At 63.8% G+C, this 18685-nt stretch carries 17 protein-coding genes, 1 tRNA gene and 1 pseudogene; 7 read left to right on the top strand and 12 right to left on the bottom strand.

Going from position 1 to position 18685, the window contains the following annotated elements; all coding sequences use genetic code 11:
• Positions 1 to 22 precede the first annotated feature (22 nt).
• From H3H55_RS20435 to H3H55_RS20425, 3 genes are all read left to right on the top strand, one after another.
• Positions 23 to 469 carry a copper chaperone PCu(A)C gene (locus H3H55_RS20435; protein ID WP_193099963.1) on the top strand — a complete coding sequence of 149 codons (447 nt, stop codon included), beginning with the start codon at positions 23 to 25 and terminating at the stop codon, positions 467 to 469.
• A gap of 31 nt (positions 470 to 500) precedes the next feature.
• Positions 501 to 674 (top strand): hypothetical protein, encoded by a 174-nt coding sequence (locus H3H55_RS20430; protein WP_193099962.1) that lies wholly within the window; start codon positions 501 to 503, stop codon positions 672 to 674.
• Positions 675 to 772: 98 nt separating this feature from the next.
• Positions 773 to 1402, top strand: a complete 630-nt coding sequence (locus H3H55_RS20425) for a LysE family translocator (protein ID WP_193099961.1) — start codon at positions 773 to 775, stop codon at positions 1400 to 1402.
• 15 nt (positions 1403 to 1417) lie between these two features.
• Here H3H55_RS20425 and H3H55_RS20420 read toward each other — a convergent pair whose 3' ends face one another.
• The gene (locus tag H3H55_RS20420; protein WP_193099960.1) at positions 1418 to 2743 is read right to left on the bottom strand and encodes a leucine-rich repeat-containing protein kinase family protein; all 1326 of its coding nucleotides are present in this window, start codon (positions 2741 to 2743) and stop codon (positions 1418 to 1420) included.
• A gap of 140 nt (positions 2744 to 2883) precedes the next feature.
• Between H3H55_RS20420 and H3H55_RS20415 the strand changes: the two genes are divergently transcribed.
• Positions 2884 to 2968 (top strand) — tRNA-Leu (locus H3H55_RS20415).
• Between the two features lie 126 nt (positions 2969 to 3094).
• On the opposite strand, the gene H3H55_RS20410 is transcribed toward H3H55_RS20415, so the two are convergent.
• The 5 genes and pseudogenes from H3H55_RS20410 to H3H55_RS20390 form a co-directional block, all read right to left on the bottom strand.
• The gene (locus H3H55_RS20410) at positions 3095 to 4078 is read right to left on the bottom strand and encodes an NADPH:quinone reductase (RefSeq protein WP_193099959.1); all 984 of its coding nucleotides are present in this window, start codon (positions 4076 to 4078) and stop codon (positions 3095 to 3097) included.
• A gap of 441 nt (positions 4079 to 4519) precedes the next feature.
• Positions 4520 to 4630: pseudogene (locus tag H3H55_RS37755) on the bottom strand (glyoxalase); the annotation flags it as partial.
• Between the two features lie 433 nt (positions 4631 to 5063).
• Positions 5064 to 5465, bottom strand: coding sequence for a hypothetical protein (locus tag H3H55_RS20400; RefSeq protein WP_193099957.1), 402 nt, complete (start codon positions 5463 to 5465; stop codon positions 5064 to 5066).
• A gap of 17 nt (positions 5466 to 5482) precedes the next feature.
• The gene (locus H3H55_RS20395; protein WP_193099956.1) at positions 5483 to 7243 is read right to left on the bottom strand and encodes a S10 family serine carboxypeptidase-like protein; all 1761 of its coding nucleotides are present in this window, start codon (positions 7241 to 7243) and stop codon (positions 5483 to 5485) included.
• 159 nt (positions 7244 to 7402) lie between these two features.
• Positions 7403 to 9361: a Xaa-Pro dipeptidyl-peptidase gene (locus tag H3H55_RS20390; RefSeq protein WP_193099955.1), complete on the bottom strand. Its 1959-nt coding sequence runs from the start codon at positions 9359 to 9361 to the stop codon at positions 7403 to 7405.
• A gap of 716 nt (positions 9362 to 10077) precedes the next feature.
• Here H3H55_RS20390 and H3H55_RS20385 point away from each other — a divergent pair.
• Positions 10078 to 10788: a response regulator gene (locus H3H55_RS20385; protein ID WP_129515561.1), complete on the top strand. Its 711-nt coding sequence runs from the start codon at positions 10078 to 10080 to the stop codon at positions 10786 to 10788.
• A gap of 385 nt (positions 10789 to 11173) precedes the next feature.
• Here the strand turns inward: H3H55_RS20385 and H3H55_RS20380 are convergent, their stop codons facing one another.
• Positions 11174 to 12058, bottom strand: a complete 885-nt coding sequence (locus tag H3H55_RS20380) for a LysR family transcriptional regulator (protein ID WP_193099954.1) — start codon at positions 12056 to 12058, stop codon at positions 11174 to 11176.
• A gap of 76 nt (positions 12059 to 12134) precedes the next feature.
• Here H3H55_RS20380 and H3H55_RS20375 point away from each other — a divergent pair, with 76 nt between their 5' ends.
• Positions 12135 to 13436: an aspartate aminotransferase family protein gene (locus H3H55_RS20375; RefSeq protein ID WP_193099953.1), complete on the top strand. Its 1302-nt coding sequence runs from the start codon at positions 12135 to 12137 to the stop codon at positions 13434 to 13436.
• 102 nt (positions 13437 to 13538) lie between these two features.
• On the opposite strand, the gene H3H55_RS20370 is transcribed toward H3H55_RS20375, so the two are convergent.
• Positions 13539 to 14288 carry an SDR family oxidoreductase gene (locus H3H55_RS20370; protein WP_193099952.1) on the bottom strand — a complete coding sequence of 250 codons (750 nt, stop codon included), beginning with the start codon at positions 14286 to 14288 and terminating at the stop codon, positions 13539 to 13541.
• 41 nt (positions 14289 to 14329) lie between these two features.
• Here H3H55_RS20370 and H3H55_RS20365 point away from each other — a divergent pair, with 41 nt between their 5' ends.
• Positions 14330 to 15325: an AraC family transcriptional regulator gene (locus H3H55_RS20365; RefSeq protein ID WP_193099951.1), complete on the top strand. Its 996-nt coding sequence runs from the start codon at positions 14330 to 14332 to the stop codon at positions 15323 to 15325.
• Here H3H55_RS20365 and H3H55_RS20360 read toward each other — a convergent pair.
• From H3H55_RS20360 to H3H55_RS20345, 4 genes are all read right to left on the bottom strand, one after another.
• Complete coding sequence (locus tag H3H55_RS20360; protein ID WP_193099950.1) at positions 15303 to 15653, bottom strand: VOC family protein; 351 nt, start codon at positions 15651 to 15653, stop codon at positions 15303 to 15305. The two genes, H3H55_RS20365 and H3H55_RS20360, sit on opposite strands and share 23 nt — an antisense overlap.
• Positions 15654 to 15718: 65 nt before the next feature.
• Positions 15719 to 16642, bottom strand: coding sequence for a DMT family transporter (locus tag H3H55_RS20355; RefSeq protein ID WP_193099949.1), 924 nt, complete (start codon positions 16640 to 16642; stop codon positions 15719 to 15721).
• Between the two features lie 12 nt (positions 16643 to 16654).
• Entirely contained in the window at positions 16655 to 17641 is a 987-nt protein-coding gene (locus tag H3H55_RS20350) for a 2OG-Fe(II) oxygenase (RefSeq protein WP_193099948.1), read from the bottom strand.
• Between the two features lie 29 nt (positions 17642 to 17670).
• Entirely contained in the window at positions 17671 to 18651 is a 981-nt protein-coding gene (locus tag H3H55_RS20345) for a hypothetical protein (protein ID WP_193099947.1), read from the bottom strand.
• Positions 18652 to 18685: the final 34 nt, after the last annotated feature.

Here is an 18685-nt window from a genome sequence, read left to right as displayed (position 1 = left end):
CCACCCATAAGGAGAACCAACCATGAAACGTTCGATTCCGACCAGCCTGCTCGTCACGCTGCTGGCGCTGCAAGCGCCCGTCACGTTCGCCGCGCCGGCCGTGCAGGCCGACGCGTGCTGGATCCGCGCGATGCCGGCGACGGTGCCGTCATCCGGCTACTTCACGCTGAAGAACGACGGCGACGCGCCCGCCACGCTGACGGGCATCGACTCGCCCGCGTACGGGATGGCGATGGTGCATGAAACGCAAACGAACGGCAGCACCGCGAAGATGGTTCACGTCGACGCGGTCGCGGTCCCCGCGCACGGCACGGTGACGTTCAAGCCGAAGAGCTATCACGTGATGCTGGAGCAGCCGCGCCAGGCCGTCGCGCCCGGCGCGAAGGTGCCGCTCCGGCTGCATTTCGCCGACGGTTCGATGGTGTCCGTGACCTGCGACGCCAAGGCGCCTTCGTATAGCGGCCAATAGGCCGCATCCGCCACGACCGATGGAGACGAACATGAAGAACCGCCTGCCGCTGGCCGACCTGATCGTCCGTTACCGGACGCCGCTCAATATCGCCGTGCTGATCGCGTGCGGGTTATGGGCCGCGTGGATCGCGTGGATGACGCGGCCGGCCGCGATCGATACGCCGCCGTCGATCCCCGCGTACTGCATGCGCGACGCAAGCTGACGCGCCGAGACGGCACGGTTCCGGCGGCGGCCCGCGCCATTATTGGCGTGGCATCATCGGTTCATCCTGCCCGCCGGAACCGCCTCTCGGAGCGATGCATGTCGATTCAGACCTGGATGCTGTTTGCCGCAGCGTATCTCGCCACGACGCTGTCGCCGGGGCCCAACGTGCTGCTCGTCATCCGCAACACGGTGCGCTACGGCACGCACGGCACCGCCGCGACGATCGCGGGCAATCTCGTTGCGCAAGGCGTGGTCGTGCTGCTCGTCGCGCTCGGCGTCGGCGCGGTGCTGGCCGCGATGCCGCCGCTGTTCGTCGCGATGAAGGTCGTGGGCGCCGCGTATCTGATGTTTCTCGGTGTCCGGCAGCTGCGCGGCGACCGGAAGACCGCCACGTCGAACCGCGAAACGGAACGCGCCGTGCCCGACCGCCGGAAGCTGTTCCGCGAAGCGCTGTTCGTGTCGGGCAGCAATCCGAAGACGATGATCTTCCTGTCGGCGTTCATGCCGCAGTTCGTCGTGCACGATCGCCCGCTCGCGCTGCAGTTCGTTGTGATGTACGCGACGATCGCGTGCACCGTCGTCGTGGTTCACAGCATCTATTCGGCCGGCGTGCGCCGGCTCCATCGCGGCTTCGGCATGAGCCGCGCGGTGCGTGTGCTCAAGCGGGCCAGCGGGCTGCTGTTCGTCGGGCTCGGGATCAAGCTGCTGACTGCACGGCAGGCGTAAGCGGTCGCGATTCCGTCAGGGCCGGTGCGCGGCCAGTGCGGCCGTGATGTCGTCGAACGACGGCCGGGCGTCGACGTCCTCGTTCAGGCAGGCCGCCGCCAGCGCATCGAGCACGTACCTGCCGGCCCACGCACGCGGTTCGCAGCGCTCGAGCACCTCGCCGAGCAGATAACCGAACGCCCTTACCTCGAGCCGCTCGAACCGGGCGCCGCGCATGCGGTCATTCACGTCGTAGAGCGACGCCGCGCCGAAATCCCCGAGCAGCGCGCCGCCTTCGCCGTCGTGCAGGATGTTGTGTGCATACAGGTCGCCATGCATGATGCCGCGTGCGTGCAGATGGCCCGCTACCGACGCGATGCCGTGCGCGATCCGCACCGCTGCCGCCGGGTCGAATCTCGCGTCGGCCGCATACACGTCGCGCGTGCAGGTCGCGAAGCTCGGCGGCCCGGCGAGGTTCGTGAGCGCGGGATCGACCAGTTCCATCACGAGGCCGTGCGTGCCGTCCGGGTGCCCGCGCACCTTGCCGATCACCGGGATCATGTTTGGGTGGCGGCCCGCGTGCAGGCACGCTGCCATTTCGCAATCGGGCAGCCCGTCGCTCGTCACCGCGCCCTTGAACAGCTTGACCGCGACCGCCCGCGGCGCGCCACCTTGCGCCGTCCATTGCGCGCGGTAAATCACGCCCGACGCGCCTTCGCCGAGTTTCTGCCCGCACGCGAGCGACGCCCAGTCGACGTCCGCCACGTCCGGCCCGGCGGACGCCGCGGCCTCCGGTGCCGCGCCGAACGGATTGCCAGCAGCGGCAAGCCATGCGAGTCGCGGCAGGCGCAGCAACCAGTCCGGCAAGTCGTCCAGCCGGTTCGCCGACAGGCGCACCAGTTCGAGCGCACGGCACGCGGCCATTTCAGCTGGCAGCGCGCGCAGCCGGTTGCCGGCGAGCATGAGCTTCTGCAAGCGCGAACAGTCGCCGATGTCGACGGGCAGCGCATCAATTTCGTTGTCGGTCAGAATCAGCCAGCGCAGCGCATGCGGCAGCGCGCCACGCGGTACCGTGAGGATCCGGTTCGCCTTGAAGCCGATCATGTCGAGTTGCGGGCACGCGCCGAGCACGTCGGGGAATGCGGTGAAGCGGTTGCCGGACGCGAACAGCACGCGCAGGCGATGCAGCCGCGGCAGGTCGTCCGGCAGCGCGGACAGCGCATTGCCGGTCAGGTCGAGCACTTCGAGCGTGTCGGCGAGGTCGAAGATCTCGCGCGGAAATTCGGTCAGCCCGCATGCGAGCTTGAGTTGCCGTGCGCCCGACAGTTGTCCGGCCTGCAGTTGTTCGAGGGTAGATGTCACGATGGAAAGCGGGTGGCGATTGCGATGGTCGTCGGACCGATCGCACGAATTTTACCGGGATCGCTCTCGCGTACACCGCAATCGTGTCACACCCCCTTCACAAACACGCAGTGTGGCGCTAGAATTGCGCCCCTTGCAGTGCCGACGTGGTGAAATTGGTAGACACGCTATCTTGAGGGGGTAGTGGCGAAAGCTGTGCGAGTTCGAGTCTCGCCGTCGGCACCAGACGCGGTTTTACCGTGTTTCGCACCTATTCAAAGACCCGCGACAGCGCATGGCTTCGCGGGTTTTTTGTTGTCGTCGCGTTCGATACGATGTCGTTGCAATCCGGCGTAGCGCTGCAATTCGCGCTTACCGCTGCATATCGACGAGGATCTTTGCGTTCGCGCCGGACTCGACGCGCTCGTGGGCCTTCGCGATCTCCGACAGCGGAAAAATCTCGACCTGCGGGTGTTGCAGCACCCCTCGCTCCAGCAACGGGGTGAGCGCGTCGATGGCCGCCTGCCTGACGGCGACCGGCAGGTTGTAGACGATAAAGAATCGCAGATTCGCGAAACCGACGATCATCGGCCTGAACGGAACCTCGATCACGCCGGCGCCCGAGCCGTAAATGATCACCTCGCCGCCAAACTTCAACAGCTCGCCATATTTCCCGGCATTTGCCGCGGCGTCGACCTCGATGATGACGTCCACGCCTTTGCCGGACGTCATCTCGCGCACCGTGGCAGTCACATCCTGCACGTTGCGATTGATGACCCACTCGGCACCGAGCCGGGACGCGAGCCTGCACTTCTCGTCGCTGCCGACTACGCCAATGACCCGCGCACCCGAAAACGCGGCCAACTGGGTCGCATAGCCACCTACCGCGCCGGTCGCACCGTAGACCAGCACCGTCTTGCCGAGCAGCCCGCCGCACGCGTACACCGCATACCAGGCCGTCAGCAGCGGAATGCCCAGCGACGCGCCCGTCTCGGTCGAAACGTTGTCGGGCAACGGCGCAACCTGGTCTTCGGGCAACGCGATCAGCTCCGCTGCCGTGCCGAACGGCCGGCGCCACTGGCCATTGATCGTCCAGACGCGCCGTCCGATCCACTGTTCCGGGACGCCGGCCCCCACCGCCTCGACAATGCCCGCGCCGTCACTGTGAGGAATGACGCGCGGAAACTCCATCGCAGGGCTTGTCACACCCGATCGCGATTTGACGTCGGAAGGATTCACGCCCGAGTGCGCAATGCGGACGAGGACTTCGCCCGCTTCAGGGGTGGGATCCGGTTCGTCGCCGACGACAAGAACGTCGTGAGCCGGGCCTTTTGACGAATAGTGGGCAGCCTTCATATCGATCGACCTCCAAGCCGGTTCGGTGAAGCGCAGTCGCATCCCTGCCTTGCGGCTCAATGCAATATTGAGCGCACTGCGTGATCCTTTGCTCGTGGACGCGCTTGTAGAAAAGTGACGATACCAGCGATCCGCTCCAGACTCGCCGACTACGCCACTGTACCAAGATTGCGCATGGCCTCGCGCGCCGGTTCGACGAACTGCGTCACGTGCGCGTTCGGATCGCGTCGCGGTTTGATGTCAGTGGGAAAAGGTTTTGCAGGCTGCGCGGGGCGGTGCCTGACCGCGCATCGCGACGGTCCAGCTCACGTCAAATAATTTCGGATAACGAGATATTTTTGACGAAAACGCGCGCCGCATCACGTGCGGCGACGATACGTTTCAGGCGCCAGCATGCCGGCGCCGATCACCACCACGCGGAAAGCATCGTGTCGCCAGGCTTCACTTCGCGACGCTTGCGTGGAACTCGGCAACAAAGCCGCCCGGGAACTGGACGATTGCCGCGTTACGACCGTCGGACGCGAACGGCGGTACGAGCACGGTGGCACCGGCCACCTTCACCAACAGTTCGAGAATCTCGAATGCCCGCGCGCCGATACACCGGGGCTCCCCGTCGACGCAGACTTCGCGGCACTCAAGGGAAACCGTCACTCGCCCGAACGTGTACATGATTCGCACTCGCTTATGCTGCTCCGCACCTTGCGCCGTCTCAGAAGCGACGCCCCCTGTTCCGCCAGCCGGACCCGCATCGATGCGGGTCCGGACGCTTGTACCCATCGTATGGCGCGGCAGGCGTGCCGGCCATTATCTATAGGTTTAATCGGGTAACGAGCGGCCCGGTACGGCTGCCGGCTTTCGCGGCAAGTTGTTGACCTCGGGCTTCAAAAAAAAACCGGCCCGTTTCGGGGCCGGCGAAGGAGTTCCGGACAATCCGGGGAGGATAAGTGCCGGAACCAGGGCAACCGCTTATGATCAAAAATCCACGTTACTGTCGCTGGTCCTGTTTCGTCACGTTTTTCATGCGCATGATCCGTTGAGGGGTCCGTTCCGACATGAATCGCAATACGTCGTCGAGTCGGACGTATCCGGTTCCAGCACGATCGATCTCCGAAAAATGGTCGCTGACCAAGCCCCAGCCAGCAGCCTTGGCTTGCTGCCGCGACAAGAGCCCGTTGGGATTGCCGTTGGTCGCGGCGGTGAATCGTTGCGCGATTTGGCTCTCCACGTCCTGCGTAACGGAGTTTTCCGATTGTTTGGGCGGCTGGACCCAGTCTTCTGGCGGGGGCGGCGGTTTCGGCAAATCGTCATAGGCAAATGCCACGCCGATGCTCGACATTGCGACGACAGTAGCCGCCGTGCCGGAAACAAGGAAAGTCACGATTTTCATAGCTATCCTCGCTTCGCTTACAGTAGGGAGCCGTCTGCGATACGCGCCGGCGACTGGTAATAGTTGTCAATCGCTTGTTTCAGTGGCACGCGCGACATCTCCGTGTTGTAAATCATATGCCCGCCTTCGAACCACTTGACGGGGATTCGGTCAGCCAGATTGACCCCTTCGAGGTCAAGCTCGGTTTGGAAGCCCGGCGTCGCAATATCCTCGTAGCCGTGGAGAATCAGCAGCTTGGCGTCCGGGTTGGCGGTCAGCACCGCCTGAATGTCGGTAATGCTCTGCGGATAAAAAGATTTGCTTCCCGTCCGCTGCCATGTCCAGTTGCGGATCGTTGCGTTGTTTAGCGGTTGGTAGCTTGACTTGGTCTTATAGTTGACGAAGTCAGGGAAGTACGTCTTGAGTTCGTTGAGGAAGGCTACGTTAATGTAGTCGTCCGCCTCGAAGCTGTTCCCTTTCGGCACCTTCATGCGGGCATCATAGCGGCCGAGGGTATAGCCCGAAACCAGCGTTCCCCTAAACGGCCCCGGCGTGTAGTTGAAGCTGCTGCTCCAGGTCGATGCGGGAATGCCGGTATAGTCCGCAATTCGATTCAGGACCGCCTGGCCCGCAGGACTTGCCGCGTACGCATTCCAATTGCTGTTCGGCTTGCCGTTCGAATTGAAGTACGTTTTGAAGGTAGCCTGGAACGTTGTTTTCGCCAGCGCGCGCAACTCGTTGAGATACTGCTCCTGGGTCTGTCCCGCACGCTTCACGGATTTTTTGAAGTAATCGGCCGCCATCGCGTAGGACGGGATGTATCCCTCACAGGTCACCCTTCCGCCCGTCATGTCGCAATTGGAATTGTAGTCAACGAGCGGCGAGTTGAGGATGAATCCCGCCAGGACTTTGGCTGGCTTACCGGATGGGTCGGGAGCATAACCGCTGGTACCCGCCTGCTCCAGCAGGTTGGCGACGATTGGCGTGCGGATGCCACCATAGGATTCGCCGTACAAATACTTTGGCGAACTCTGCCGATTGTATTTGTTCGTATAACTGGTGATGAAATCTGCGACCACCTGTGCATCGATGTCGGTACCCCACAGGTCACCGTTCTTGAGTGGGCCGATCGCCGTGGAAAGACCGGTACCCGGCGGATCGACGAAAACGATATCCGACTGATCGAGCAGGGAAATCGCATTGTCCTCAAACGGGAAACTGTCGGGTTGCTTTGTCGGGTCGGCCATGTTTGGCGCGTCAGACTTCAGCCGTTTCGGTCCCCACGAGCCCATGTGCAGCCAGATCGAGGCCGATCCGGGCCCGCCGTTCCATAGAAACGTGACCGGGCGATTCTCCTTGGGCAACGCGTCCCGCGTGTACGCCGTATAAAAGATCGCGGCTTCAGCTTTCCTGGCAGTTCCGTTTCCGTGATAGGCGATCAAGTGTCCAGCGCGGGCGACATACGGCAGGACCTTGCCGTTGATCGTAATGGTGTGCCGCTTGACCGACGCGTCCTCGTTGATCGCGGATAGCGCGATCGAACCGTCTTTTTTCGTATCGTAGATGTTGGCATCGTCCAGCACCTTGTCGGCAGGTGCGACCTTCGCAAATACAGCCAGCTCGGATTCCACTGACGCGGTGGTCGGGCTCGGCAGCGCAGTCGTCGGTGATGACGGAGCGACAGGCAGCGTGGTCATGCTGCCCAGGGTCGTAGACGATGTGTCATCGCCACCGCATGCGACCAGTGTTGCGGCTGCAAGCGTTGCGATCACGCTCCATGCCGGCATTCTTTTAGTCATTCGTTGATCTCCACAATGATTCGATTTAGTTGAAATATGATCAGCACTCCAAACTATAAGAATCCTCCTCAAAGACCTTCACCACGAACCCCACCGATTCGAGCGTGCCCGATTCGGTTTCCCCTGAGCCTGCTGCCGGTAACGCCACCGAATCTTCCGCTACTTCGCCACCATGACTGCCGCAACGTGCGCCTTCGGCACAACCGGCATCTCGAGCGTCGTGTTCGACAGATCGAGCGTAACGAGTGCTGTGCCCTGATAGCCCTCCAGCTTCAACTTGACCTTGCTGCCCGGCATCACCGTGAAATCTCGCGGCATCATCTCCAATGAGAAGCTGTAGTCGGTGTTCGGCGCGATTGTTTGCGCGACGTCCAGGCCCTTGTAGAAACGCGGGTTCGCCCAGCCATAGGTGACGTCATGCCCGTCCACCGACAGCGTTGCCTTGATGTTGGTCACCGCGGGTGTGAAGCGACCGCGCATCACCACCCGGATCGCACCCGCGTAGCGGGTCGCGTTCGCGAGGGGTTTCGTCTCATAAGTCACGGCCGCTGCCTTGCTGAAATCGACCGATACAGCCTGCGTGCCGTCCGTCGTGCTCGGCGTCAGCAATCCGCCTACGCGGCCGTTGTCGTGCAGGTAGTAGGACGTATCGACCGTCTTGGGCCATGCGTCTTCCTTGATGAAGAGTTCGCCCGTCGGAATGCAATCCCTCGTGCTGTGATCCGGGTTGTAACAGTGCCCAATCAGTGAATTGCTTGTGTCGCCTGGTTGGGGATTCAGTGTCGTGCCGGACGGGATGTCGCCAGCCGGTGTTTCACGCACGTAGGTGGGTTGCTTCTCGACGCCGTTGTTCACGCCGAACAGATAGCGCGAATACCACATCAAGATCTGCTTTTGCCACTCCTTCTGCCACGCGGGATCGTTATGATCGCGGCTATGCAGCCAAAGCTGAACCGGCTTCCTGGCACGATAGAGCGCGTCGTACAACTGCATCGCGTTCTTCGTCTTCACGTTATTGTCGGCTTGCCCCTGCGCGATCAGCGTCGCCGCCTGGATCTGGTCGACGAGCGACAACGTGTTGCGCGATTTCCAGAAGTCGTTGTACGCGTAAGTGCGGTCGTCGGAATCGGTCACCGCCTTGAGTCGCGCGGGTTCGCAGATCGACGCGCGCGCGGTCGACTGTTGCAGCTGCATGTAGGGACCCAGCTGAATCATGTCCCCCTTGACGCCGTTATAACGGAAATAGTCGTAGCCGCTGCTGATGCCGTCCACCGGTACGATTGCCTCGAGCCCCGGCACACCGGTAGCAGCCACCATCGTCGGCAACGTGCCGCCATAGGAGATCCCCTCCATCGCGACGTGCCCGGTCGACCAGGACGCCGCGACGGGTTGGCCTTGCGCGTCATAGCCCGGTGCAACGGGATCGCCGGTCAACCAGCGCACGACGCTCGCCATCGCCTCGCGCTCGGTGCGATCCATCACTGACCAGCAGCCATCCGATTGGTTGGTGCCGATCGAATCCGCGTAGACGATCGTGAAACCCATCCGCAAGTATTCCGCTTCGCCGAGGAATGGTGCACGCTGTTTCGTCGCGTAATCCGGATCGGCGTAATACACCGACGGCCGCACAATGACAGGGGTCTTGAGCCCCTCTGCCACCTCGGCGGGCTGCACGATGCGTAACGCGATCCGGTCCGGCTTGCCATCCTGATCCGTGTCAAACGGCGTTTGCACCATCACGTTCAGCTTGAGCGGCGGGCGCATCGACAGCCAGGGCAAAATCATGCCGTCGTCGACGGTGGGCCCGTCGTGTCCCGGATACAGCGTGGCCAGCTTCGGATAGGGTAGCCCGGTCGGCGAGCGTTCATATTGCGCGCCGACGTCTGCCACCGGCGTAGGTGGCGCAAAGGGTGCCGGCGCGGGTGCCGTCGTCACCGTACCGGGCTGTGTCGTCTGGCTCGGCATGCTTGGCTGATTGACGCCGCTCAACGTGCGCGGCGACGAGGTCTCGTCATCACCACATCCCGCCAGCTGGACTGCTACCGGTACGAGCAAAATCAGAAGCCGGATGCCGCGCATGAAAGATGGATGAATTCCCGCCCGCTGTGTTTTTTCCATATTTTTGTTTAATGTGTTTATAAGGACTGTTAAACAACATCGCTAGAGGCAATGTGAGAATCTGAAGCATTTCAAGCGGAATGAAACGGCATCACATTCGTACGACGCAACCAGCGTCGGCATGCGTGCCACCAACGTTTCCCGTGCGACGGTGGAGATCCGGATATCGGTCTCCTGCATGCCGGCAGTGGCGCGCTGAATGTGGGCAGCTGCGTATATCGGTCACCGCCTTCGTCGCTGCAGGCCCATCGACGACAGAGCGGAAACCGCGGTGCGGCATGCCCGTCCGTGGGTTGAGAAGATTGTAGGGAGCCCAATTCCGCAACGTCGGTAATATTTTGTAATAATATGTCGAGTAATCTTTACCGGATTTCGGATGGGTCAGCGCAAGTGACGTTCGCACCAGCGGCTTTCCGCCAACGTTCTCGCGCGAACGACGCCTCGTCAGAGATCCCCGCCGGCGACGCGCCGGATATCGCTCTGAACCATTTCACCCGAACATCGAGCCGATCGTCGACGACACGATTCCACACTGTCATCCGTTCGCTTTTCCGCTAGTCGGCGATGATTTTCGTGCAGATATGTGCAATGGATGGTGCAAATTTCGTCACATTCCGCCGGAATGTTGCGCAGTATTATCCACTTCGCTTCGGCTACCACGCGCTCGGACTGGGCCTAACCGCGCGCCATTTTCATGTATTGCCCCTCGTTGACCGATGCCCATCCGAATCCTGCTTGTCGAAGATGACGTCCGTTTATCCGCGCTGATCGTGGACTATCTGCGCAAGCATCAGTACGAGGTGGACACGCTGTTCGGCGGCGCCGACGCCGTCGCCACGATCGTCGCGAGTTGCCCCGACCTGGTGCTTCTCGACATCAACCTGCCGGGCAAGGACGGCTTCGATATTTGCCGCGAGGTACGCACGCACTATGACGGCACCATCATCATGGTGACGGCACGCGACGAAAAGTTCGACGAGTTGCTCGGCCTGGAACTCGGCGCAGACGACTTTCTCTATAAGCCGATCGAACCACGCATTCTGCTCGCGCGGATCAAGGCGCAATTTCGACGGCTACGAATGCATCCGGACAGCTGCGCGCCCGAAGCGTCCCAGCGATTGGTGTTCGGCAAATTCTCGATCGACCGGACGGATCGCAAGGTTCACCTTCCTGACGGCAGCGCGCCTCGCCTGACCTCAACCGAATTCGACCTGTTGTGGGCCCTCGCCAGCCGCGCCGGCGAGGTGGTCAGCCGGGAGGACCTGACGCGGCTGTTGCGCCGCATCGAGTTCGATGGCCTCGATCGCTCGATCGACTGTTACATCTCGAAGCTGCGCCGCAAACTGCGTGATGACGCGCTCGAACCGACGCGAATCAAGACGATCCGCTGCAAGGGCTATCAGTTCAGCAAACACGCGTGGGAATAACGCCGAATACGTGCTGACGCGTTGCGTCGCGTACCACCGGTGCAGCGCACGGCTGCACGCATCGATCGGCTGTCCACCGGCTGTTGCGCGTGTGCTGCCCCTTTCGCGCCGCCGGCCAGCCTTCCTCTGCCCTGTGCTCATACAACGCACCGGCCTGGGGGGGTACTGCAAACTCTCGCGGGCTGGTGGAGAATGCATGAGCCGCCGCGCGCACCGCATAATCAAGTGATTTAAGCCCAGGCGCGAGTGGCGGCCTGGGACAACCCGAACACGGGCAACGGCCCGGCACAATGAGCGGCTCGTCGCAGTCCGGCCGCGCCACGCCATCCAATACACAATAGTCCGACGTTCGGCCCGCCGACGCTCCCCGCGGCGGCCGAGCCCCTCACAGCAGCGGCAGCGTGAGCCGGATATGCTCGGCGAATGCAGCCGTCAGATGCGACGGCCGTTTCCGGTCAAATTTCAGCGTGATTCCTACAGCCGGTAACGGCGGCAACCGCGGATCGCCGTTGACGATCGCCAGGTCGGCCGGCACCGCCGTCTGCGTCATCACCGCGAACGCCTGCCCCGAGCGCACCAGCGCGATCAGCCCCGCGAGACTGCTGCTCGCATACGCGACCCGGTAATCGCGACCGGCGCGATTCAACGCTTCGCACGCCGCGATGTGATCGAGCGTATCGCGATCGGACAGCGCGAGCGGCAGCGGATCGAAATGCGCGGGCTCCAGCCCCGGATAGCCGATCCAGACCAGTTGCTCGCGGCGAATGATGTCGTCGTTCACCCCATCGTCCGGCAATGAAATCATCGCGAGATCGACCGCGCGCTTCTCCAGGTGTTCGAGCAGCCGCGGCGTCGGCCCGCACACGATTTCCACGATCGCCTGCGGATGCTGGCTCGAAAACTGCCGGAGCAGCGATGGCAGAAACACCTCGGCGTAATCGTCCGGGCAGCCGAACCGGATGGTGCCCGACAACCCCGTGCCGCACAGGTCAGCCATCGCCTCGTCGTGCAGCCGCAGGATCCGCTGTGCATGCACGAGCAGCCGCTCGCCCGGGTGGGTCAGCACCACGCCGCGGCCGGTGCGCTGGACCAACGGCTGGTCGACGATATCCTCGAGCCGCTTCATCTGCTGGCTGAGCGCGGACTGCGTGCGCCCGACGCGCGCGGCCGCGCGGCTGAGCGTGCGCACCTCGGCGATCACGACGAACGAACGCAGCAGGTCGATTTCAAGCGAAAGCCCCAAGGTATTAGCCCCTTTTCTAGCTCGCATAAGAACTATTCGTTTCCATCAAACCAGACGCGCGCCTAGACTGCAAGCGATCCCTGCCCTTGCCCGGAGAAGCCCGATGTCCCTGAACGACGACGCAACCTTCTGGCACAACGCCAGGCAGCACCTGGTCCGCTACGGCGGCACGTTCGAGCCGATGATCATCGAGCGCGCGAAAGGCAGCTTCGTCTACGACGCGGACGGCCGTGCGATCCTCGATTTCACGTCGGGGCAGATGAGCGCGGTGCTCGGCCACAGCCATCCGGACATCGTCTCCGTCATCAGCGAATACGCGGGCAAGCTCGACCACCTGTTCAGCGGGATGCTGTCGCGGCCGGTCGTCGACCTCGCGACACGCCTCGCCGACATCACGCCCGACGGGCTCGATCGCGCGCTGCTGCTCAGCACCGGCGCGGAATCGAACGAAGCAGCGATCCGGATGGCGAAGCTCGTCACCGGCAAGTACGAGATCGTCGGCTTCGCGCAGTCGTGGCACGGGATGACGGGCGCGGCCGCATCGGCCACCTACAGCGCCGGCCGCAAGGGCGTCGGCCCGGCCGCCGTCGGCTCGTTCGCGATTCCCGCACCGTTCACGTACCGGCCGCGCTTCGAACACAACGGCACCTACGACTTTCTCGCCGAACTCGACTACGCGTTCGACCTGATCGATCGCCAGTCGAGCGGCAACCTCGCCGCGTTCATCGCGGAGCCGATCCTCAGCTCGGGCGGGATCATCGAGTTGCCGGAAGGCTATATGGCGGCGCTCAAGCGCAAGTGCGAGGAGCGCGGCATGCTGCTGATCCTCGACGAAGCGCAGACCGGCGTCGGACGCACCGGCACGATGTTCGCGTGCCAGCGCGACGGCGTGACACCCGACATCCTGACGCTGTCGAAGACGCTGGGCGCCGGGCTGCCGCTCGCGGCCATCGTGACATCCGCGGCGATCGAGGAACGCGCGCACGAACTCGGCTACCTGTTCTACACGACGCACGTATCGGATCCGCTGCCCGCAGCCGTCGGCCTGCGTGTGCTGGACGTGGTGCAGCGCGACGGGCTCGTCGCGCGGGCCAACGTGATGGGCGACCGGCTCCGGCGCGGCCTGCTCGACCTGATGGAACGATTCGACTGCATCGGCGACGTGCGCGGACGCGGGCTGCTGCTCGGCGTCGAGATCGTCAAGGATCGCCGGACGAAGGAACCGGCCGACGGCCTCGGCGCGAAGATCACGCGCGAGTGCATGAACCTCGGCCTCAGCATGAACATCGTGCAGTTGCCCGGCATGGGTGGCGTGTTCCGCATCGCGCCGCCGCTGACCGTCAGCGACGAAGAGATCGACCTCGGCCTGTCGCTGCTGGAACAGGCGATCGCACGCGCACTGTAACGGCGCGCGGTAACACCCTTCCCCGCATGAAGCGATCCGTCGCGCCGGTTCGACCGACCGGCGCGACGGAAACGCAAACGTGTCGTCCGGATTCCCGCCCGATCAGCGCACGCCAGCCGCCCACGCCTCCGCATCCGCGCCGGCCGGAATGCGCATCGGGCTCGACGGATCGGTCGCCGCGCGCCACACCGCTTCCGCGACATCCTGCGCATGAGTGACCGGTCCCGACGGATCGAGCATGCGCGCGACCGCCTGCCCGACAAACTCCGCATACGCCTCGTGTTCGAAGCCGTGCATGTGCGCCCGCGCGTTGTCGCCGAAACGCGTGTCGGGCGCGCGGCCCGGCAGCACGAGATGCGTGCGCACGCCGAACGGTTCGAGTTCGACCGCCATCGATTCGGTGAACGCGTTGACCGCCGCCTTGCTGGCCCGATACGCGCTGACCAGCGGCAGTGCCTTCAGCGTGACGCTCGACGTGACGTTCACGACCACCCCGGCTCCGCGCCGGCGAAACTGCGGCAGCACCGCCTGCGTGACCGCGATCGTGCCGATCGTGTTGGTCTCGAACAGCGCGCGCACCGTATCGAGCGGCGTGAGTTCGGCCGGCGCGGCCGCGCCGAAACCCGCGTTGTTGACGAGCACGTCGATCGGGCCGGCTGCGTCGATCGCCGCGCGGATGCTGTCCGAGTTCGTCACGTCGAGCGCCAGCACGCGCAGGCGTTCGGACGGCGGCAGCACGTCCTCGCGCGGCGTGCGCATCGTCGCGACGACCTGCCAGTCGCGGGCCAGGAAATGACGGGCGATTTCGAGGCCGAAGCCGGAGGAACAGCCGGTGATCAGTACGGTCTTCATGCGAACTCCTGGGATGTGTGGGGCATGTGTCCGTACGATAGATGGCCAGATCCGTATTCGCTACAATTGAAAATCCGCTTTTCTTTTGCGAGAGTCCGGCGATGATCGATCCGCTGACCGAAGTCGTGACGCTGCTGCAACCGGGCGCGCGGCACTCCAAGTCCGTTCAATGCGCGAGCCCCTGGTCCGTCAACCGCGCGGTCGCCGGCGAGCCGTTCTATTGCGCGATCCTCGACGGCGGGTGCCGGATCGCGATCGACGGGCACGCGCCGATCGAACTGGTGCCCGGCGATTTCATCCTGATCCCGGCGGCCTACGGCATCGCGATGTCGAGCCTCGCGTCGCTGCCGCCGGGCGTCAAAACGGGCCCGCCGCTCATGCTCGACAGCGGCGAACACCGGGTCGGCGATCCGGGCAACCCGGTCGACACGCGCATGATGGTAGGCCACTGCAGCTTCGGCTCGCCCGACGCGGCGCTGCTGGTGTCGCTGCTGCCGCAATTCGTGCACGTGCGCGGCGAACCGAGGCTGACCACGCTCGTGCAACTGGTGCGCGACGAATCGCGTGCGCAGCGGCCCGCACGCGAGATCGTGCTGTCGCGCCTGCTGGAAGTGCTGCTGATCGAGGCGTTGCGGTTCACGGCCGGCACGAATGCGTCGCCCGGCCTCGTGCGCGGACTCGCCGACAGCCGCCTCGCGGCCGCGATCCGCCGGATGCACGAACGCCCCGCGCATCCGTGGACGATCGTCGAGCTGGCGAAGGAAGCGGCGCTGTCGCGCTCGACGTTCTTCGAACGCTTCAGCCGCGCGGTCGGCGTCGCGCCGATGGAATACCTGCTCACGTGGCGCATGGCGCTCGCGAAGGATCTGCTCCGCCGCAACGAAGGCCGCATCGCCGAGATCGCGGGGCGCGTCGGCTACAGTTCCGCGAGCACGTTCAGTGTCGCGTTCACGCGGCATGTCGGGCGGCCGCCGGCGCGGTACGCGCGTGATGAACAGGTGGTGGTGAACGAGGTCAGCGATGCACCAGCACGTTGACGAGCTTGCCGAACGGATCGCGCACATAAAAGCGCCGCACGCCCCACGGCTCGTCGACCGGGCCATATTCGACGGAAATGCCCGCCTCATGCACACGCACGAGCGCTTCGTCGAGATCGTCGACCTCGATCGACAGGTCGGGCGTCGGCGTGCCCGACCCGCCTTGCGACGCAAAGCTGATCTGCACGTCCATCTGCTCGGCATTGCCGTAGGTCGCGATCCAGCCGTGGTCCATCAGCAGGTCGAGGCCGAAGATCTGCTGATAGAAGCGCTTCGCGTCGTCGACCGAGCGTGTGTCGATATTGGCGACGATCCGTTTGACTTTCATCGGGTTCCTCCGCGAGCCGGGCCGTATCGCGAAGCTACACCGGAACCGCCCGCGCAACCAGCGGCTCAGCGCCCGGCCGCCTCCATCTCCGCGCGCCGGGCTCGCGTGGCCCGCTCGCCCGGCTTGCTGGCCAGCCACACGCCGATCGCGACGACAACGATGCCGAGGTAAGTCGACAGCTGGATGCTGTCACCGAACATCCACGCGGCCCAGGTCAGCGTCACGGGCGGTTCGAGATAAACGAGGGTCGCCACGCGCGTCGCGGGCATGCGCTTGAGCAGTGCCCACAACGTCAGGTACGCCATGAAGGTCGAGAACACCGTCAACCACACGACGGACACCCAGACATTCGGCTGGGTCGGCACGTGCAGGTCGCCCGTGACGATCCCGCACACCGCGAACAGGACGAGGCTGACGCCCCCCTGCACGAACAGCGGCAGAAACAGCCCGTCCTCGTTGCTGCGCGCGGCCGTCAGCGCGCGCCGCCGCTGATAGATCGTCGCGACCGACAGCCCCAGCGCGGAAACCAGCGGCAGGATGTACATGACGATGCTGACCGACCCGGTCGGCAACGCGTATTGCCCGCTGATCACGATGCCCACGCCGACGAATCCGGCGACGAGCCCGACCCACTGCCGCACCCCGCTGCGCTCGCTGCCCTCCAGCGTCGTTATCGCTGCCGTGATGAGCGGTTGCAATGCGGCGATGACCGCCGCGATGCCCGGCGGCAGACCATGCTGAATGGCCACGTAAACGCAGCTCAGATACAGGAACTGCGACAGGAAGCCGATCACCGCGTGATAGCGGATTTTTTCCAGCGTCAGACGCCCGAGCTGCCGGTTGAGGACGATCGCCAGGCACAGCGTCACGAGCAGGAAACGCCAGAACAGCAGGTTGAACGCGCCGGCCGTCTCCGCGCCGAGCTTCGCGCCGATGAAGCCCGAACTCCACGACAACACGAAAACAAGCTGGATCAGGAATAGCTGCATGGGCGAAGGCGCTCAGGATGTTGCCATGGACAAGCGGGTGTCTTTCAGGTCCTCGACCCGGATCGGTGCGAGCCCGAGGCGGTGGTACTGCATCTCGGCGTCGTCCCTGAGGCTGCGCCGCAGGGCCAGCCAGTTGACGATGGTGCGCGGAATGCCGTCGTCCGACGCGAGATGCCAGAAGCCGTTATCGTCCTCGCGCGTGTACGGGCAATGGAACGACAGCACCAGCGACATGCGACGCCCCGCCGTTACCGGCTCGACGCCATGGAACAGCTTGCTGCCGTAGATGAGCAGCGCATCGCCCGCCTTGTCCAGGTTCGCCGTCTTCACATGCGTGCGCGCCGGGTCATGCCGGTCGAATGTCTCGGCGGTCGATTCGTAGAACAGAAAATTGCCGCCGGCATAGTCGGATCGATCCGACAGCACGATATTCAGCACGAAGCTGGTGCCGTCCGTGTGCCACATGCCCAACTGTTCCTTGCCGTCGTGCTGCGCCGTCGGATAGTAATAGTTGAACTGCGACCGCGCATTGACCATCGGATACGGGATCAGCGGCGCGCCGGCGAGACGCGACAGCCTCAACAGGAACGCGCGGTCGTGCATCATGTCGTCGATGAACCGCGAGCGGTTCGTCACCGCGCGTACCCGCTTCGAGATGATCCAATTGCTGCTCGACGCGCTGCCTTCCAGCGCCCGGCCGATCTCGCGCAACGCGGCGATCGCGTCGTCGGTGAACAGCCCGCGCAGGCTGCACACCGCATTGAGCGCGCTCGTGCGCGTGCCGCGCATCGGCTCGTCGCCGTAGCCGAGATCGTCGAGGTTGCGGCGATATCGCAACTCGTAGCCGTCGCGCAGGCAATCGCTCGTCCAGCGCATCGGTTCCGTCGACGCGTCCAGCGTGCCGTCGACATTCGCGCCGCCGGCGAGCGACGTCTGCAACGCAAGCCTCACCCGGTCGAACCCGCGCGCAAACACCGGCAATGCATTCCCCTTGTTCATCGCGTGCCTCGCTTTCGCCGTTGCGGCGTTCAGCCCTTGAACTGGGCGATCTGGTACACGACGCTGCCATCCCCGCTGCGCAGCTCGTCGATCACGCGGCAATTGCCGTGACTGGCACGCACGTGGCGAAATTGCTCCGGCGTGTATTTCAGGCAGATGTTGGTGATCAGATGCCCGTCGGCGCCGGCTTTCGACACCGGCTGCAACGTGACCGCGACATGGAACTGGTCGCCGAGCAGGTTGAGCCGGACGATCGAAACATGATGCTCGCCGAGCGGCTCGAAGCCCTGCTGCCGGCTGACGATCTCGGAGAACCGCACCATGTTCTCGTTCCGGTAGAAGTTGTAGATCGGCTCTTCGCGGCCATCGACGAGCAGTTGCATCTCCGACACGACGTAGGTCGACTTGCCGCCGAGATTGCGAATCAGCCGGCCGATCGTCACGGGCAATTCATTGCCCTCCTGGAAACCGAGCATCGTGATCAAGGTCACGTCCTGGCCCAGGTCGATGTGATCCCACTGCACGTTCCGATAATCGTCGGCGATGTAGTTGAAGCAGCCGGGTGTCTTCAGGAACGGCATGATCGCGTGCCGCATCGCGTCTTCCGACGATTCGTTGATGTCGACGGCCGTGTAGCGCAAATGGTCCGGCCCGCCGCCGCTGACGGCCTTCATCAGTTCGGTCGTCTTGACCGGCTCCGGCCCGAGTTCGATGTAGTGCACATCACGGCCGCGCGACAACGTCGCAAGACGTTCGCTCAACGCGCCGATCGCTTCCCGCAACGATCCCTTGCCGTCGCGGTCCGCGCACAGCGCCGGACTCCGCACGCCCAGTTCGTTCAGGTTCCGCATCAGCGAAAAGACTTCGCGCCCTGCCTCCCTGCGCTGCGCGCCATCGTCATGCCGCGCCAGCGTCGAATACTTTTCGTGATTCTCGACCGTCCACACCGACTCCGCCTTCAGCTTCCTGTCCCGCACCAGCGCATCTACGACAAAATCATTGATAGACATGAAATCGTTCCCCGGATACGTGTCACGCTTGATC

The organism is Burkholderia sp. Z1 (assembly GCF_014893795.1).
Lineage (GTDB): Bacteria > Pseudomonadota > Gammaproteobacteria > Burkholderiales > Burkholderiaceae > Burkholderia > Burkholderia theae.
The sequence above is the reverse complement of the archived record's forward strand: the minus strand, read 5'-3'. Positions and strand labels throughout refer to the sequence as shown.

Bases quoted from the DNA above. Each gene is read 5' to 3' on its own strand.
- H3H55_RS20430 (WP_193099962.1), top strand. From the start codon at position 501: ATGAAGAACCGCCTGCCGCTGGCCGACCTGATCGTCCGTTACCGGACG.
- H3H55_RS20390 (WP_193099955.1), bottom strand. From the start codon at position 9,361: ATGGAAAAAACACAGCGGGCGGGAATTCATCCATCTTTCATGCGCGGC.
- H3H55_RS20355 (WP_193099949.1), bottom strand. From the start codon at position 16,642: ATGCAGCTATTCCTGATCCAGCTTGTTTTCGTGTTGTCGTGGAGTTCG.
- H3H55_RS20395 (WP_193099956.1), bottom strand. From the start codon at position 7,243: ATGACTAAAAGAATGCCGGCATGGAGCGTGATCGCAACGCTTGCAGCC.
- H3H55_RS20375 (WP_193099953.1), top strand. From the start codon at position 12,135: ATGTCCCTGAACGACGACGCAACCTTCTGGCACAACGCCAGGCAGCAC.
- H3H55_RS20400 (WP_193099957.1), bottom strand. From the start codon at position 5,465: ATGAAAATCGTGACTTTCCTTGTTTCCGGCACGGCGGCTACTGTCGTC.
- H3H55_RS20370 (WP_193099952.1), bottom strand. From the start codon at position 14,288: ATGAAGACCGTACTGATCACCGGCTGTTCCTCCGGCTTCGGCCTCGAA.
- H3H55_RS20385 (WP_129515561.1), top strand. From the start codon at position 10,078: ATGCCCATCCGAATCCTGCTTGTCGAAGATGACGTCCGTTTATCCGCG.
- H3H55_RS20350 (WP_193099948.1), bottom strand. From the start codon at position 17,641: ATGAACAAGGGGAATGCATTGCCGGTGTTTGCGCGCGGGTTCGACCGG.
- H3H55_RS20425 (WP_193099961.1), top strand. From the start codon at position 773: ATGTCGATTCAGACCTGGATGCTGTTTGCCGCAGCGTATCTCGCCACG.
- H3H55_RS20410 (WP_193099959.1), bottom strand. From the start codon at position 4,078: ATGAAGGCTGCCCACTATTCGTCAAAAGGCCCGGCTCACGACGTTCTT.
- H3H55_RS20360 (WP_193099950.1), bottom strand. From the start codon at position 15,653: ATGAAAGTCAAACGGATCGTCGCCAATATCGACACACGCTCGGTCGAC.
- H3H55_RS20435 (WP_193099963.1), top strand. From the start codon at position 23: ATGAAACGTTCGATTCCGACCAGCCTGCTCGTCACGCTGCTGGCGCTG.
- H3H55_RS20380 (WP_193099954.1), bottom strand. From the start codon at position 12,058: ATGCGAGCTAGAAAAGGGGCTAATACCTTGGGGCTTTCGCTTGAAATC.
- H3H55_RS20345 (WP_193099947.1), bottom strand. From the start codon at position 18,651: ATGTCTATCAATGATTTTGTCGTAGATGCGCTGGTGCGGGACAGGAAG.
- H3H55_RS20365 (WP_193099951.1), top strand. From the start codon at position 14,330: ATGGCCAGATCCGTATTCGCTACAATTGAAAATCCGCTTTTCTTTTGC.